Origin of the sequence: Erythrobacter sp. F6033 (assembly GCF_023016005.1) — a bacterium.
Taxonomy (GTDB): Bacteria; Pseudomonadota; Alphaproteobacteria; order Sphingomonadales; family Sphingomonadaceae; genus Erythrobacter.
Genome location: NZ_JALKAZ010000001.1, coordinates 2,290,664 through 2,305,470, shown reverse-complemented (window position 1 = coordinate 2,305,470; position 14,807 = coordinate 2,290,664). Strand labels below are relative to the sequence as shown.

The following is a 14,807-nucleotide window of genomic DNA, read 5'->3' as shown; positions in this document are numbered from 1 at the left end:
GATCAACAAAGCGGTCAGCGCAATGAACGGATTTTTGGAGTTCGCTATTTCGCGAATTATGCCTGCATCGTGTTTATTCATGCATCCAAAATATGATTGAGACTGGAAGCTGGCAATTGCGCATCCCTAAGCGATAGTCTCGCCTCAATCCGCCTTAAACGGCACCTGACCCAAATCGCCCAGCCCGACAGTCCCGCCAGCCATGCCGAGCATCCGGTCGAGGCTCTCTTTGGCCTTCAGGCGGACGTCTTCCTCAATCACAATCTGCGGTTCCAGATCGCGCAGGGCGGTGTACATTTTCTCCATCGTGTTGAGCGCCATGTAGGGACAGATATTGCAGTTGCAGTTTCCGTCCGCGCCCGGTGCGCCGATAAACGTCTTTTCGGGCAGCGCCTTTTCCATCTGGTGCATGATGTGCGGTTCTGTCGCGACGATCAGAGTGTCGCCTTCAAAGCTCTTCGCGAATTTCAGGATCGAGCTGGTGGAGCCAACGTGATCGGCGTGATCGATAATCGCAGGTGGGCATTCCGGGTGCGCGGCGACCGGTGCATCGGGGTGTTGTTCTTTCAGCTTTAACAGCTCGGTTTCGCTGAATGCTTCGTGCACGATGCACACGCCCGGCCAGAGCAGCATTTCGCGGTCGAACTTGCGCGAGAGCCAACCGCCAAGATGGCGATCAGGGCCGAAGATGATTTTCTGATCTGCTGGAATCTGTTCAAGAATCGTTTCTGCGCTGGAGCTGGTCACGATGATGTCGGACAGCGCCTTCACTTCGGTCGAGCAATTGATGTAAGTCAACGCGATGTGATCGGGATGTGCTTCGCGGAAAGCCTTGAACTTCTCCGGCGGGCAGCTGTCTTCTAGGCTACAACCGGCATCCATATCGGGCAGGATCACGGTCTTGTCGGGCGAAAGGATTTTGGCGGTATCCGCCATAAACTTCACGCCGCAAAACAGGATAACGTCCGCATCGGTTTCCGCCGCCTTGCGCGACAGCTCCAGACTGTCGCCCACAAAGTCGGCAATATCCTGAATATCAGGCGTCTGGTAATAATGCGCGAGGATCACCGCATTGCGCTCTTTGCGCAGGCGATTAATTTCAGCGAGCAGATCGTCGCCCGATGGGATTTTTGTCTCGATACTCATGGCTGTGATCCCGCTGTCTAAGTTGCCGCCTACATAGGTCTTTTTCGCAGATTTGCGAGGCCGTGCTAGACGAGTCGGGTGGGGAGAGACAAGATGTATCAGCTCGAATTGACCGAAGCCTATTGCCCGGCTCAGGCGGACACCGAATATCGCGAGAGAACTATTGAAGAGGTGTTGCGCGAACAGGCTTCGGTCAGGGGCAGTGCGACGGCTTTGCGGGAATTGTTGGCAGACGGGTCTATAGGACGGGAATGGACGTTTGCTTCACTGCAGGCAGATAGCGAGAAATGCGGGCGGGCGCTGGCCGCGCGGCATCCGGCGGGCACACGTATCGCGATCATGGGCGGCAATTGCCCTGAATGGGTGCTGGTACAGCTGGGCGCGGCGATGGCGGGGCTCACCATTGTAACCGTCAACCCGGCCTTTACACCGCGGGAAGTGCGCTATGTGCTCGAACAATCGGGAGCAGGTGCTGTATACTACCAGCCCAATGTGCGCGGCACGGCTTTGCGCCCCGTGGTGGACGAAGCTGCAGCCGGCCTCACCGCTGCTGATTACACGATCGATATTGAGGATCACGCCGAACTGTTCGCGGGTGAGGGAGACGGTGAGCTGCGCCCCACCAAGCCGCATGATATTGTGATGATCCAATACACATCGGGCACAACCGGTTTTCCCAAAGGCGTTCTGCTGCATCAACACGGTCTGGTGCAAAGCAATGCAGACGTGTTTGCCCGCTGGAACATCACCACCGGCAAAACCGTGACGTGCCCGTTCCCGCTGTTCCATACGGCTGGCAGCGCGGTGTGCGTGCTGGGCTGCATCGCGCAAGGGGCGGTGTTGCTGCTTGTATCGGTGTTCGATCCGGTGGCTGTGGCCAAAGCCATTGAGCGCGAAAAACCCGAGGTCGTGGCCGGCGTATCGACCATGATTTTCGCGATTATCGAGGCTGCCAAGGCAACCGGAACGGACGTATCCGGTGTCGAAACCGTGATCAGCGGCGGCGCTATGGTGCAGCCGGAGTTGAACCGCGCGGCACAGGATGTGTTCGGCGTGCCGATCCTGATCGTTTACGGGCAGACCGAAACTTCGCCCGCGATCACGGCGGCTTGGCCGACCGACACAGGGTTAGACCTGACGGACACGATTGGTCAGCCATGCTCGCATATGGAAGTTTCCATCCGTTCGCCGAATGACAATTCCATCTGCGCGCCTGACGAGCAGGGCGAGATATGCATGCGCGGGTTCAATATGATGGCGGGGTACAACGACAATCCTCAGGCCACAGCTGAGACAATTGATGCTGATGGCTGGCTGCACACCGGCGACCTCGGCACGATGGACACGCGCGGCTATGTGAAGATCACGGGCCGCGTGAAAGAGATGATCATTCGCGGTGGAGAAAACCTGTTTCCGGCGGAGATCGAGGCTGCGCTGCTTGAACATCCAGCCATCGCCGAAGTCGCTGTTGCAGGTGTGCCGGATAAAAAATGGGGCGAGATCGTCGCTTGCTTCATGCGCGCGCCCGAAGGCGTCGAGAAACCTAACGAAGACGAGTTGAAGAGCTTTATCCGCCAACGCCTTTCCCCGCAGAAAACGCCAGCGCATTGGGTCTGGGTGAAGGAGTTCCCGCTCACCGGATCAGGCAAAATCCAGAAATTTCAGCTGGCAGAGGCTTTTGTTAAGGGTGAATTTGGGGAAGCCGATTAAAGCAAACAACAGGCTACTGCGGCTCCAAAGTCCCTTTGTAGGCGCAAACTAGTCCTATTACGGGAGCGGCGATTTCAACGTCAAAGTGGAAAGATCCCCCTTCTTCTGATTCAAAGCTGTTCCCTTTCGGAAGAAGGCTTTGCGGCAATGGAAAGCCCATAAGCGACCAGTGCCTTGGAACCAGCTTGAGCCGTTCATCCTCTATCACCAGTGCGAGCGCCACCTCGACCACGCCAAACCGTTCCATGATCAAATGCGTGTTTTTGCCAGTGCCAAGGCGTTGGTGAGACTTGAATATCTTGCCCCCGAAGTTGCGGATCCACCACTCCCCTTTGTCGTCAGGTTTGAAGGTGACGGTGACGGGTATGTCATTTCCACTGGGAGGAGCGCTGATAAACGCAGCCAGAATTCTACCGAGTAGGCTAGAACCTCTCTGAATCTGGGCGGTGCCAACCCATTGCCGTTCCGATAAACTGTCGTGCAATGCCACAACTTGCTGAGGTAAAGTGGCGAAGGCCGGACCAAGGGCGGTGCGATAGATTGGACCTTGCTCCAAATCATCGCGAAAGCCGGTGTAAATTTCCCTGCCCCTGAATAGACTATCATAATCGGATAATTCCAACGCATTGATAGCAGGCCGCGAGCCGGGCGGCGGCCTGTCGCCTGCCACAGTCTTACGAACAATGGCCTCAATCGCCATCGAAGGAATCAGCGGCCCATCATCAGCCTCAGCTAGCAGATGCCAGCTTCTCTCAACCGGTTTACCGTTCGCTTGTCCTGATGCGGTCACGAACATCCCACCTCGATGTTCCCCAAACTTCATGAGGTTCAAAATGCGGTAGAAGAGGCGTGAAAACGGAACCAGTGATGCCAGGCGGAGTGCATGTTTCGCCTTGGCCAAGAGATTCAGAATTCGGTGCAACACTTCTGGAACTGGCCCGGCACCCATCCAGATGTCGGTCATCGTTGGATGCTGCGGGGGGATCACTTGCAAATCGGGAACATCGACGAGCGAAAAATGGATGTTGCGCAGCGGCAATCGGCCTGGGACCGCGATGGTGAAACGTTTGCTTTCAGCAAGGCCAATGCCGAAACTCTCTTTCCCGTCTCGCAGCAGTTTAACGGGCGTTCCTGCATAACCTATCACGGCTCGCATAACGTTTAGACCGATGCCAGCGTGAGGTGACGGCGCGATACCGCCAATCACCTTTTTGATATCCATTGTCTTGGCGAATTCACGCAAAACAGCGGCTGTGAGGACAGGGAAGCTGCTTACACCGGAAAGCAAATAGATACCTGCTGCCTTGGCCGCATCGTCATATTTTGAAACCCCGAAAACAAAGTCAGCGCCGTCCGCGAAGTCGAGGTAATTTACGCGGGCATCTATGCATGCCTCAACCACAGAATACGGGTTGCTGCCATATTGTTGAAAGGGGCCAGTCGCATCGACCAAGAGGTCGGGTTCAATTTCGCTAAGTGCAGCGCCGATGTCTCGCCGATCAATGGCCACTGGCTCGAATTTGGCTTGCCCCTTTATCGAGCTGCAGAATTTGCGCGCCTTCTCTCCGTCTCTCCCGGCGATGAATATCCTCAAATCCGGAACGTCGCGCAGCAATTGCGCTAGGCGTCCTCCAAAAACTCCATATCCACCAAGGATAATAACTTTCATCAATTCTGTCCGTTGTGCGATATGATTGAGCGGTCCACTCTAATCGGAATTGCGGGCAATCACACCGTCCGCCAAATATCTCCATCCAGCGTCACTTGCCCGCGCTTTTCGAGGTCAATCAGATGCGCGGTTACGCTCATTTCGGCGGCCCCGATCAAGCGCTCGTCCAAACCTTTATACATCGCGGGAATGAAGGCCGAGACTGCGCGTGCTTCCTCGCCCAGCAGCCGCAAGATCTGGTTCTCGCGCTGGCGGCGGTGGCCGATCATGCCGCGCACCAATTGCTTTGGTTTGGTGATCGCTGCGCCATGGGCCGCGTGGTAGACAGTGTCGTCGCGCGCCTGCAGTTTTTCGAGGCTCGCCATGTAGTCGCCCATGTCACCGTCGGGCGGGATCACGACGCTGGTGGACCAGCCCATCACGTGATCCCCTGTGAAAAGAGCGCCGCTTTCTTCGAGTGCGAAGCAGAGGTGATTGGACGTGTGACCGGGTGTTGCCACCGCCGTCAGCGTCCATCCGGTGCCCCGCATTTGTTCGCCATCTTCGAGAACGCGGTCGGGTTCGTATGTGGTGTCAAACGCTTCGTCTGAGCGGGGCCCCTCCACTTCCAATACCAGCGGGGCGCAGCCAACGACAGGCGCGCCCGTTCGCTGCGCGAGCGGCGCTGCAGCGGGCGAATGATCGCGGTGCGTATGCGTGCACATGATTGCGAGGATCTTTGCATCGCCCACAGCAGCCATGATCGCCTCGATATGTGCAGGATCATTGGGGCCAGGATCAATCACCGCCACATCATCGCCCGCGCCAACCACATAGGTTTGAGTGCCCGTGTATGTGTAGGGCGATGGGTTAGGCGCAAGTACGCGCCGTACCAGCGGTTCAAGTTGCTCGGCCTCGCCAGTGGGCCACGGTTTGGGCGGGATACCTGCCATGCACTTTCCTATGCAGTGGCTAGCGCAGACTGTCGAGGATTCGCGCGATCTGCGGCTTGCGATGATCGCGCAAGCGGTTAGGAATGCGGGCCAAGAAGAGAGGGATTATGGCCGACTATATTCTGGTGCTGGACGAAGGGACGACGTCGACCCGCGCGATGCTGTTCGCGAGTGATGGGGTGATGATCGCGAGCGCGCAGCAAGAGCTGACGCAGCATTATCCGCAGGGCGGCTGGGTTGAGCATGACGCGGCTGAAATCTGGGAGAAAACACTCGACTGCGCGCAGGAAGTAATCCCCAAAGCAGGTGGCGCGGCGATGATTGCGGGCATCGGCATCACGAACCAGCGTGAGACCGTTGTGGCGTGGGACAAAGAGACCGGCGAGCCGTTGACGCGTGCAATCGTTTGGCAAGATCGCCGGACAGAGCCTTTCTGTATTGAGCTTCGCGAGGCGGGACATGAGGCCGACGTGCAGAAACGCACCGGCCTGCTACTCGACCCTTACTTCTCCGGCACGAAAATGCGCTGGATGCTCGACAATGTGCCGGAGGTGCGCGCGGCTGCGGAGGCCGGTACGTTGGCCTTTGGAACGGTGGAAAGCTGGCTGACGTTCAAACTGACAGGCGGTGATCATATCACCGATGCAAGCAATGCGAGCCGCACGCTCTTGCTCGAACTGACGGGTGCGCAATTTGACGAGGGGCTTTGTGAACTTCTCGGTGTGCCGCATTCGGCATTGCCCAAGGTGGTCGATATGTCGGGCGCATTGGCAAAGACCAAGGCCTCGCTGTTCGGGCGTGAAGTTCCGATCACCGGGCTTGTCGGCGACCAACAGGCAGCAACTATCGGGCAAGCGTGTCTTGCTCCGGGTCAAACGAAAGCGACCTATGGCACCGGGCGTTTGTGCTCACCAATCAGGGAAGCACGGTCCCGCATTCCGATAACCGTTTGCTGGGCACTGTTTTGATGCAGATCGGTGGCGAACGGACTTACGCTATCGAAGGATCGGTGTTCGTCGCGGGCAGTCTTGTCCAATGGCTGCGCGATTCTTTAGGCATCGTTGAAGTGGCCAGCCAAACAGAAGAACTGGCGAAATCCATAGCTGATACGGGCGGGGTTACGATCGTACCGGCGCTGGCTGGATTGGGTGCGCCACATTGGCGGGCCGAGGCGCGCGGGGTGATTGCCGGGTTGAGCTTCGCGAGCGGGAAAGCAGAACTGGCCCGGGCTGCGCTTGAGGCGATGGCCCATCAGACGCATGATCTGGCGCGGGCATTCGCCGCAGACGGCACTCCCTGGGAAACACTGCGTATCGATGGCGGCATGGCGGCGAACACGTGGATGGCTCAGGACCTTGCGAATATGCTGGATGTGCCGGTGGAGAGGCCCGACTTTGTCGAAACGACTGCTCTGGGCGCGGCCATGCTCGCTGCGGCCGGGGCGGGGCTGTATCCCGATCTTGCAAGCGCCGCCGAAAAGATGCGCGGCAAACTCACCCGGTTTGAGCCTGAAATGGGAGAGGACGTTCGTCAGGCGCGGCTTGCGCGTTGGCAGAATGCCCTATCTGCTGCCTAGCGCTGGCGAGGACCGGACTGGTGAATTCTGATCGGCTGTTCTGATCCTCCGAGCTCGCGCCCTATGCGATCTTGAAATGCGCGGACGGGTGAGCCCATTTCGAATTGCTGGCGCCACGCTTGATCAAGTCGTGCGATACGCTGATGAAGCGCTTCTGTCTCGGCGATCAGTGCGCGAGTTTCGGGCTCAAGCAACTCAAGCTGTGCGGGTTCAGACGGACGATCCGCAGGAAGCGTACCGTGATTGCGCACCTGATTTTCTGTCATCTCGCCGGCGAAATAGGCGCGCTGATTAAGCAGCCACGCGAGCAGATGCATCATCCGCGTCGTTGTTTTCAGCCCTTCTGTTGAAAGCGCGAGGCGGACCATCGCGTTCTCGCCAGACCCAGGTTCTTTTGTGCCCAAAGCGAACACTGCTCGCACATCGTCAGCAAGCACGAGCGCTTCGGTATACAGCGCCTCGATAATCGGGCGAGAAAGGTTTGTCGCAGGAATCATGACTGATGACCCCGCTACGCTCCGATTGCCTTGGCCGCTATGGTAGTAAGGTTATTATCCAGACGGAATTCCGCGTTGTCTCCCAGCGGGACAGAATCGCCGATCCGTTTACGAGACAGACTGTTCCGCAATGGCGGCGAAGCCAATCCGATTTGGAGCCAATTAGGCGATGATATCGGGCAGCAGGGTGTCTTCGACGATTGCTATCTGATCCTTCAGATGCAGCTTGCGTTTTTTAAGCCGGGCGATCTGAAGCTGATCTGTTGATCCTGCTTCAGTCAGGGCGATGATTGCTGCGTCCAGATCTCGGTGCTCTGTCCGCATCAATTCCAGTTTCTTGGTGAGCTCTTGCTCGTTCATCTGGCCTCACGCCCCTTTTGTGCTTTGCCGGAAACATCAGGTGGCCATCCAACCGATTCACCGCGCAATTATGCGTTTCCATCGTTTCACTCAAATGAAGGGCTTTGCAAGTCAGCGTCTGTATGGTTTCTTGGAAATCAGCGGCTCGCCCGCTTTGTGTCGAGTCGTTTCCCTCGGGGGTGCACCCCCGCATATCAGGAGAACACTCTATGGCATCGTCCCACATCAATGCGCTCCAGTCCAAACATGCCGGTCTTGAGGCGAAGCTTCGCCAAGAAATGGCCCGCCCCGTGCCTGATGCTGCGACGATTCAGGATCTCAAGAAACATAAACTGCGATTAAAGGAAGAAATCGCCAGCGCCTGAAACAATTGCTTCAGAACGCGAAGGCTGAACCTTCCGATTAATTGTGGCCGATTAAACGCTGTTCAGGGGCGGGCATCTCGTTTGCCTTTGATAACGACGGTCCGGTAGCATGAAAGCTGACTTGCGGGCCGCACCGCTTGCTTTTGCTTTTGTGCGCCGGACTGCCTAAGTCAGAAATGCAATGACTGCTGCCGCCTCCGCCCGACAGATCCTTACGCGCCTTCACGAAGTGATGGCTTCGCGCATGCACGCGCAGGGCAAGCTCGACCGTGTCGTCGAAATCGTCGGAGAAAGCCTGACGAGCGAGGTGTGTTCAATCTATCTTCTGCGTGAGAGCATGCTCGAATTGTTCGCCACACGCGGCCTGAATAAGAGCGCGGTTCACGTCACCCGTATGGCGATCGGTGAAGGCCTGACCGGTGTGATCGCGGAGAATGTCGAGACCCTCAATTTGGCTGAGGCCAAAGCGCATCCAGACTTTCAATACCGCCCGGAAACGGGTGAAGAGAAATTTCATTCTTTCGCTGGCGTCCCCATAGTTTACCGCGAACGCGCTGTGGGCGTACTTTGCGTTCAGCACGTCGAGCCCCGCCGATACGAAGACGTAGAGATCGAAGCGCTCCAGACCACGGCCATGGTTCTGTCGGAATTGATCGCGAATGCGGAATTGGTCGATGAAGAAGAGGCTCTCGGCCTGACTATTCAGGAAACCGGGCCGCAGAGCATTTCTGGCCTTACTTTGGTGAAAGGACTCGCGGTCGGGCAAGCGGTCTACCATCAACCGCGTGTTCAAATCATGCAGGTCGTGGCGGATGATATTGAAGCCGAACGTCAGCGGGTTTACCGAGCATTTGATAAGATGCGGGAGCAGATCGATACGCTCACGGGGCAAGCTGAATTCGGCATAGGCGGCGAGCAGGAGGAAGTGCTCAAAACCTACAAGATGTTCGCCTATGACGAGGGGTGGTCACGCCGGATCAATGAGGCAATCGATAGCGGGCTAACCGCGGAAGCGGCCATTGAGCGCGTGCAGCAGCACACCCGCATGCGGATGCGTGAAATCGATGATCCGCTTCTGGCAGATCGGATGCACGATCTTGAAGATTTGGCGAACCGGTTGTTACGAATTGTGTCAGGACAGCTTGGTACGGCTGCATCACAAGGCCTTCGTAAAGATACGGTTTTGATCGCTCGCAATCTCGGCCCGGCGGAGCTGCTCGAATATGATCGAAGGCGGCTTAAAGGCGTAATTCTGGAAGAAGGCTCGTTGACCGCGCATGTCGTGATCGTAGCCCGGTCGATGGGTGTGCCAGTGCTTGGCCGTGCGGGCGGTGTTCGCGGCATTATCCGCGACGGCGACGAAGTTTTGTTGGATGCTTCAGCCGCAACCGCAACCGTCCGGCCAACGACCTCGGTTGCCGAGGCATTCGAAGCGCGCTTTGCCAAGACACGCGAAAAGCAAGCTGCCTATGCCAGCCTTCGCGATGTTGAACCATTCACGCGCTGCGGCACTCGAATTCAGGTCATGATGAATGCAGGCCTGCGCGATGATATTAGTTCGCTGGCCATGACAGGCGCGGACGGGGTTGGACTGTTTCGCACAGAATTTCAGTTTCTTGTCTCGGCAACATTGCCGCAGCGTGAACGCCAGACACGCCTCTATCGCGATGTGCTGGATGCAGCAGGCGAAAAGCCGGTTATTTTCCGGACAGTCGATATCGGCGGTGACAAATCGGTACCTTACCTCGCATCAGACATTGCAGATAAGGATGAGAACCCGGCAATGGGTTGGCGGGCATTGCGCCTTGCTTTGACCCGCAAAGGGTTGATGAAGGCGCAGGCCCGCGCATTGTTAGAGGCGAGCGCTGGTCGATCGCTGCATGTAATGTTCCCAATGGTTTCTGAGCCATGGGAGTTTGATGCTGCGAAGGCTGTGTTCGACGAGCAGCTTGCATTCCTGCGGTCCAATAAGAAACAATTGCCTGAATCGATCAAATTCGGCGCCATGCTCGAAGTGCCTGCTCTCGCAGAAGTGCTTGATCTACTGCTGCCGAAGTTGAGTTTTCTCTCGATCGGGACAAATGATCTGACGCAGTTCCTGTTCGCTGCAGACCGCGCCAATCCGAAATTGGCGCAGCGCTACGACTGGCTTAGCCCATCAATCCTCCGCTTCCTGCGCCGTGTGATACAGAACTCTGTCGGCAGCGATGTGGACGTGGGAGTTTGCGGTGAAATGGGGGGGCGCCGTCTTGAAGCGCTCGCGCTCTTGGGTATCGGCTTTCGGAGGCTGTCCATAACGCCTGCGGCAGTTGGCCCGATCAAAGAGTTGGTACGCAAGGTCGATCTGGCGGAGATCACCACAGCTATGACCGATTGGCTGTCAGACCCGTCGATCAATATACGCAGCGAGCTGACTACATGGGCGGAAGAGCGCGGCATAGAGGTCGATTGATAGATCGATTGGTGTGCTAGCTGGGCTCAATTTACGTTTGCCAGCGCAGCGAATCCTTGACTCGGTGTCTCACAAAGTTTCTCTGTGAGACACCGAACAATCTAAAAACCACATTAAAGTGGAACGGGTCATGGATAGCGAGCAAGATAATAGCAGCGAAGAGCTGACCGAAGAACCTGTTGCAGAAGCACGGACTGCGGGCGACCGTCTGCGCACCGCGCGTGAGGAAAAGGGGTTGGAGTTGTCGCATGTTGCGGCTGAAACTCGCATTCCACTCCGTCATCTTGAGACTATCGAGAACAGCACCTTCGATAAACTGCCATCGCGCACCTATGCGATAGGATTTGCCCGATCGTATGCGCGGGTGGTTGGCTTAAACGAATCAGAGATCGCCGATGCCGTGCGAGAAGATTTGGCGGGCGGTTATAGTCGGCAGTCTGCCCTTGCGGGGGGCATGGAACCCGGCGATCCAGGTAAACTCCCATCGGCTGGTCTTGCTTGGTTCGGTGCGCTCGCGGCTCTCATCCTCGCGGTTGGAATTTACTTCTTCTACAGCACCTATTTCGGGGCTGGTGACGGCCTAGAGCCTCTTATCGCGGAAGGCTCTGCGGATGATTCCCAGACCGGCGAAGCTCTCTCTGGCGAGAATGCCGCCGAACAGAGCGCCGCAGCGAGTGCTCCTGACGCTTCGGGTCAAGTTGTATTCACTGCCATGGATGAACTTTGGGTCCGCTTTTATGACGCCGATTACGAGCAAACACGCGAACCTATTTTCGAAGGTCTTATGAGCGCGGGCGATTCATTCGATTTGCCGGCAAATGTCGCCGAACCCCGTATCAACACGGGAAGACCAGACGCGTTGGTCATTACAATCGGCGGGCGTGAAGTGCCCAAATTGGCCGAAGAACCCATAGCAATCGGCGATGAGCCCATATCGGCTACGGCGTTGTTGGCGAGAGCAGATCCCACCGAATCGGCCGTAAACTGAACCCTTTCCCACCGATTTAGTGCTGTTCACGCTCGACTTGTCGCCTGTCAGGCGGCACAGATTCGGGTGTCGTTCATGCATCATATGCCACGGTAAACGGCATGTACAATTGATGCGAAAATGCGCGGTGGCCTTTCGGCATGAGCGCGCACTTAAAACGGAGCCTGAGACCAATGAAATTCGCTCTTCGATCACCGTTTTCTTCAACTACTATCCGCTTGGCAGGTGCTCTTGCAATCGCGGCGACTGTGGCAACATCGCCTGTCCCGTCGATGGCGCAGGACGCCAACCCCGAGGCCCGGTTGCGCAAGATGGAAGCAGAGATCCGCGCGCTTCAACGCAACGTTTTTCCGGGAGGCGATGGCCGGTTTTTTGAACCGCAAATCTCGAATGATGGATCGGCCACGCAGCCAGCGAACAGAACAACATCTTCGACCACTGCTGTAACCGATATTCTGGCCCGTTTGGACGCCATGGAACTGCAATTGCAGCGCCTTACTTCGGTAACGGAAGAGAACTCAAATGCGGTGTCCCAAATCCAAAGCCGTTTGGCTTTACTGGAGGCATCGCCTGCTGCTGGAGCAGGTCTCGCCGGTACTATCGAGCCCGAACAACCGTCGGTGACGGATAGCAACCTCTCAGCGATGACTGGCGGTGAATCCTCACAAGGCGGCCAAGAAGAAGCGACAACGGCCACAGCTGGTCCAAGCGCCGAACGTCTGGCTGCTGTTCAGGAAATCACCAAGCCGCAAACCGATGACGCGGCAGATGATGAGTATTCTTATGGCTTCCGCCTTTGGAATGCGGGCTTCTTTCCTGAAGCTCGTCAGCAGCTATCGAGCTTTATCGAGAGCTATCCGTCGCACTGGCGTGCCACTTATGGCCGCAACTTGCTTGGCCGGGCGTTCCTAGATGACGGAATGCCGGAAGAAGCAGCGCGCTGGTTCCTGCGTAACTATCAGGCGGATCGTACCGCACCTCGTGCAGCGGACAGTTTGCTGTTCCTTTCTGAATCCATGATCGCAATGGAAGATACTCGCCGCGCCTGCATTGCATTGGCAGAATTTGGCGAAACCTATCCAGCGCTGGCCAGTGGCCGCTTGATGGATCGCTATGAGGCCAATCGCCGCAAAGTCACCTGCGAAAGCTGATTGTCCAGCGGATAGGGGGCAACGATTGATACGGATATCCATGCTGATTTGATCGCGCGTTTTCGCGCCGATCTGGAGCGTTTCGGGTTTGCCGATACGCGGCTTGCCATCGCAGTTTCGGGCGGTCCGGATAGCCTTGCCCTGCTGTTGCTGGCGCGCGAAGCCTGCGGAGCAGATGCAATCGAAGCGGCGACGGTTGATCACGGTCTCCGCCCGGAGAGCGCAGCAGAAGCGGCGTTCGTTGCCGAGATATGCAAGCAATTGGGCGTCGCGCACACCACGCTGACGGTCGAAGTGCCAAAGGGCAATGTTCAGTCAAACGCTCGCGATGCGCGGTATCTCGCGCTTGGGCAATGGCACGATGAAGTGCGCGCGGGCGTTCTGGTTACCGCACATCATGGCGATGACCAGGCGGAAACGCTGTTGATGCGGCTGAACCGGGGAAGCGGTGTTCCTGGCCTCGCTGGCATTCGCTCAACGGCAGAAATCCCAGGTTGGGGAGGCACGTTGTTCCGGCCGTTGCTAAGATGGAGTAAGCGCGAACTCGAGTCTGTCGTTTCCGCGTCACGAATTGAACCGGTTCGCGATCCCTCGAACGTCGATGTAAAGTTTGACCGAGCGCGCGTGCGACGGTTTCTTGCGGAACAGGAATGGATTGACCCCGATGCTCTTGCTGCCAGTGCAGAGCATCTTGAGGATGCATGGCGTGCGATTGAATGGTTTGCGGCAGAAGATTGGGAAACGCACGTGGTTCCTGATTCCGACGATCAAGGGCGCGGCTTTCTATATTATGCCAATGTCCCGCGCGCGGTCGCGATTGAGACCATTCGCTCCATCATTGAGGAACTTGGGCGTGAGACAAGCCGCAGCGACGCCGCGCGCGCTTTTGATCGTCTTTGGAAAGGCGAGAACGCGTCGCTCGCGGGAGTGCTTGCAATTCCCGGGACAGAACAGATCGCCGACACTGGCGTAACCTTACGCGTGTGGCGGTTCAGCGAAGAGCCTCCTCGAAAGACCTAATCCGGCCTCAACCTGAAATTTTATCGCCTATCCCGATCAGCGAGCCGCGAGTGATCACTACACGGTCGCCGCGCTTTGCGATTTCAAACAGCTTCTCGGCGAATGGATCCGGCACACCGATGCACCCGTGGCTGGCATAGCCATTAAGGACAGGCGAACCGTGGATTGCAATACCATCCCAAGTAAGCCGCAACGTCCATGGCATCGGGGCGTTGTTGTACTTCTCGGAAATGTTATCCTTTTCCTTGGTCAGGATTGGGAACGTACCGATTGGTGTCGGGTGCTTTTGCGTACCAAGCAGAGCCACCGCAGTGCCAATTTCGTGGCCATCGCGGAATACGCTGATGACGCGCGCATCGAGATCGACTGTCATCACCAACTTGCCGGTTTTGGGTGCGTTGCTTTCGTCCCAGTACCATTCGCCGTAACGGATGGTCCCTTCGATCGGCAGAATGCTTTTCACGACGAAGGGATCGTCAGCGTCATAAGCTGGCGCAGTTTGAACGATTGGCTCTGCAATCATTCGTGCCGCTGGTCCGCGAGGCGGAGCGGCACTTGGCAAGGCAACTGTCGGTGTCGCGATTGTCGGTGCAGGCATGCTGATCGCAGGTGTAACGGCTACAGGAGCCGTCGCAACTGGCGCGACCGTTGCCGCTGGCGGCAGCTCTGGAAGTTCGGATACGGACAGTTCTGGCGCTTCAGTCGCCGCAATATCTGCGCCATAGGGCGCAGGAAGGCTCGGATCGACCACCAGCGATTGTCCGCCGGTTGTTGGATCAATACGCCGAATCTCGTTTTGAGCTTCTTGTGCAACCTGTTCTGCAGCGTCTGCAGCATCATCCGGCGTAGCCTGATTGTCGGCCAGCGCGGATTGAGCTGAAAGCGCGGTGAGGGCCAGCGCGGCAGTGATTCGGGCGTGAAGAGCGATCTGTTTCATGACC

Annotated in this window: 12 protein-coding genes and 1 pseudogene; 7 read left to right on the top strand and 6 right to left on the bottom strand. The window is 57.1% G+C overall.

Features of this window, described 5'->3' with window-relative positions; all coding sequences use genetic code 11:
- Window positions 1-144 precede the first annotated feature (144 nt).
- The gene (nadA, locus tag MWU39_RS11050) at window positions 145-1,146 is read right to left on the bottom strand and encodes a quinolinate synthase NadA (protein ID WP_247160056.1); all 1,002 of its coding nucleotides are present in this window, start codon (window positions 1,144-1,146) and stop codon (window positions 145-147) included.
- Window positions 1,147-1,239: 93 nt separating this feature from the next.
- Here nadA and MWU39_RS11045 point away from each other — a divergent pair, with 93 nt between their 5' ends.
- Window positions 1,240-2,856, top strand: coding sequence for an AMP-binding protein (locus MWU39_RS11045; protein ID WP_247160055.1), 1,617 nt, complete (start codon window positions 1,240-1,242; stop codon window positions 2,854-2,856).
- A 13-nt stretch (window positions 2,857-2,869) separates the two neighbouring features.
- Here the strand turns inward: MWU39_RS11045 and MWU39_RS11040 are convergent, their stop codons facing one another.
- Together MWU39_RS11040 and MWU39_RS11035 are read right to left on the bottom strand one after the other, a co-directional pair.
- The gene (locus tag MWU39_RS11040) at window positions 2,870-4,525 is read right to left on the bottom strand and encodes an SDR family oxidoreductase (protein WP_247160053.1); all 1,656 of its coding nucleotides are present in this window, start codon (window positions 4,523-4,525) and stop codon (window positions 2,870-2,872) included.
- A 59-nt stretch (window positions 4,526-4,584) separates the two neighbouring features.
- The gene (locus MWU39_RS11035; RefSeq protein WP_247160051.1) at window positions 4,585-5,457 is read right to left on the bottom strand and encodes an MBL fold metallo-hydrolase; all 873 of its coding nucleotides are present in this window, start codon (window positions 5,455-5,457) and stop codon (window positions 4,585-4,587) included.
- Between the two features lie 107 nt (window positions 5,458-5,564).
- Between MWU39_RS11035 and glpK the strand changes: the two are divergent.
- Window positions 5,565-7,033 (top strand): annotated as a pseudogene (gene glpK / locus MWU39_RS11030) (glycerol kinase GlpK).
- On the opposite strand, the gene MWU39_RS11025 reads toward glpK, so the two are convergent.
- Together MWU39_RS11025 and MWU39_RS11020 are read right to left on the bottom strand one after the other, a co-directional pair.
- Window positions 7,030-7,530 (bottom strand): DUF1465 family protein, encoded by a 501-nt coding sequence (locus MWU39_RS11025; protein ID WP_247160049.1) that lies wholly within the window; start codon window positions 7,528-7,530, stop codon window positions 7,030-7,032. The pseudogene glpK and the gene MWU39_RS11025 overlap by 4 nt on opposite strands.
- Before the next feature lie 162 nt (window positions 7,531-7,692).
- Window positions 7,693-7,890, bottom strand: coding sequence for a DUF465 domain-containing protein (locus MWU39_RS11020; protein ID WP_247160048.1), 198 nt, complete (start codon window positions 7,888-7,890; stop codon window positions 7,693-7,695).
- Window positions 7,891-8,099: 209 nt separating this feature from the next.
- Between MWU39_RS11020 and MWU39_RS11015 the strand changes: the two genes are divergently transcribed.
- The 5 genes from MWU39_RS11015 (at window position 8,100) to tilS (ending at window position 13,866) form a co-directional block, all read left to right on the top strand.
- Window positions 8,100-8,255 carry a YdcH family protein gene (locus tag MWU39_RS11015; RefSeq protein WP_247160047.1) on the top strand — a complete coding sequence of 52 codons (156 nt, stop codon included), beginning with the start codon at window positions 8,100-8,102 and terminating at the stop codon, window positions 8,253-8,255.
- A gap of 181 nt (window positions 8,256-8,436) precedes the next feature.
- Entirely contained in the window at window positions 8,437-10,707 is a 2,271-nt protein-coding gene (ptsP, locus tag MWU39_RS11010; RefSeq protein WP_247160046.1) for a phosphoenolpyruvate--protein phosphotransferase, read from the top strand.
- Between the two features lie 130 nt (window positions 10,708-10,837).
- The gene (locus MWU39_RS11005) at window positions 10,838-11,695 is read left to right on the top strand and encodes a helix-turn-helix domain-containing protein (protein WP_247160044.1); all 858 of its coding nucleotides are present in this window, start codon (window positions 10,838-10,840) and stop codon (window positions 11,693-11,695) included.
- A gap of 173 nt (window positions 11,696-11,868) precedes the next feature.
- Window positions 11,869-12,846: a hypothetical protein gene (locus MWU39_RS11000; RefSeq protein ID WP_247160042.1), complete on the top strand. Its 978-nt coding sequence runs from the start codon at window positions 11,869-11,871 to the stop codon at window positions 12,844-12,846.
- A 48-nt stretch (window positions 12,847-12,894) separates the two neighbouring features.
- Window positions 12,895-13,866, top strand: a complete 972-nt coding sequence (tilS, locus tag MWU39_RS10995; protein WP_247160040.1) for a tRNA lysidine(34) synthetase TilS — start codon at window positions 12,895-12,897, stop codon at window positions 13,864-13,866.
- A gap of 7 nt (window positions 13,867-13,873) precedes the next feature.
- On the opposite strand, the gene MWU39_RS10990 is transcribed toward tilS, so the two are convergent.
- Window positions 13,874-14,803 (bottom strand): L,D-transpeptidase family protein, encoded by a 930-nt coding sequence (locus MWU39_RS10990; RefSeq protein WP_247160039.1) that lies wholly within the window; start codon window positions 14,801-14,803, stop codon window positions 13,874-13,876.
- Window positions 14,804-14,807 lie beyond the last annotated feature (4 nt).

Bases quoted from the DNA above. Each gene is read 5' to 3' on its own strand.
- MWU39_RS11005 (WP_247160044.1), top strand. From the start codon at position 10,838: ATGGATAGCGAGCAAGATAATAGCAGCGAAGAGCTGACCGAAGAACCT.
- MWU39_RS11035 (WP_247160051.1), bottom strand. From the start codon at position 5,457: ATGGCAGGTATCCCGCCCAAACCGTGGCCCACTGGCGAGGCCGAGCAA.
- MWU39_RS11045 (WP_247160055.1), top strand. From the start codon at position 1,240: ATGTATCAGCTCGAATTGACCGAAGCCTATTGCCCGGCTCAGGCGGAC.
- MWU39_RS11000 (WP_247160042.1), top strand. From the start codon at position 11,869: ATGAAATTCGCTCTTCGATCACCGTTTTCTTCAACTACTATCCGCTTG.
- MWU39_RS11025 (WP_247160049.1), bottom strand. From the start codon at position 7,530: ATGATTCCTGCGACAAACCTTTCTCGCCCGATTATCGAGGCGCTGTAT.
- nadA (WP_247160056.1), bottom strand. From the start codon at position 1,146: ATGAGTATCGAGACAAAAATCCCATCGGGCGACGATCTGCTCGCTGAA.
- MWU39_RS11015 (WP_247160047.1), top strand. From the start codon at position 8,100: ATGGCATCGTCCCACATCAATGCGCTCCAGTCCAAACATGCCGGTCTT.
- MWU39_RS10990 (WP_247160039.1), bottom strand. From the start codon at position 14,803: ATGAAACAGATCGCTCTTCACGCCCGAATCACTGCCGCGCTGGCCCTC.
- MWU39_RS11020 (WP_247160048.1), bottom strand. From the start codon at position 7,890: ATGAACGAGCAAGAGCTCACCAAGAAACTGGAATTGATGCGGACAGAG.
- MWU39_RS11040 (WP_247160053.1), bottom strand. From the start codon at position 4,525: ATGAAAGTTATTATCCTTGGTGGATATGGAGTTTTTGGAGGACGCCTA.
- ptsP (WP_247160046.1), top strand. From the start codon at position 8,437: ATGACTGCTGCCGCCTCCGCCCGACAGATCCTTACGCGCCTTCACGAA.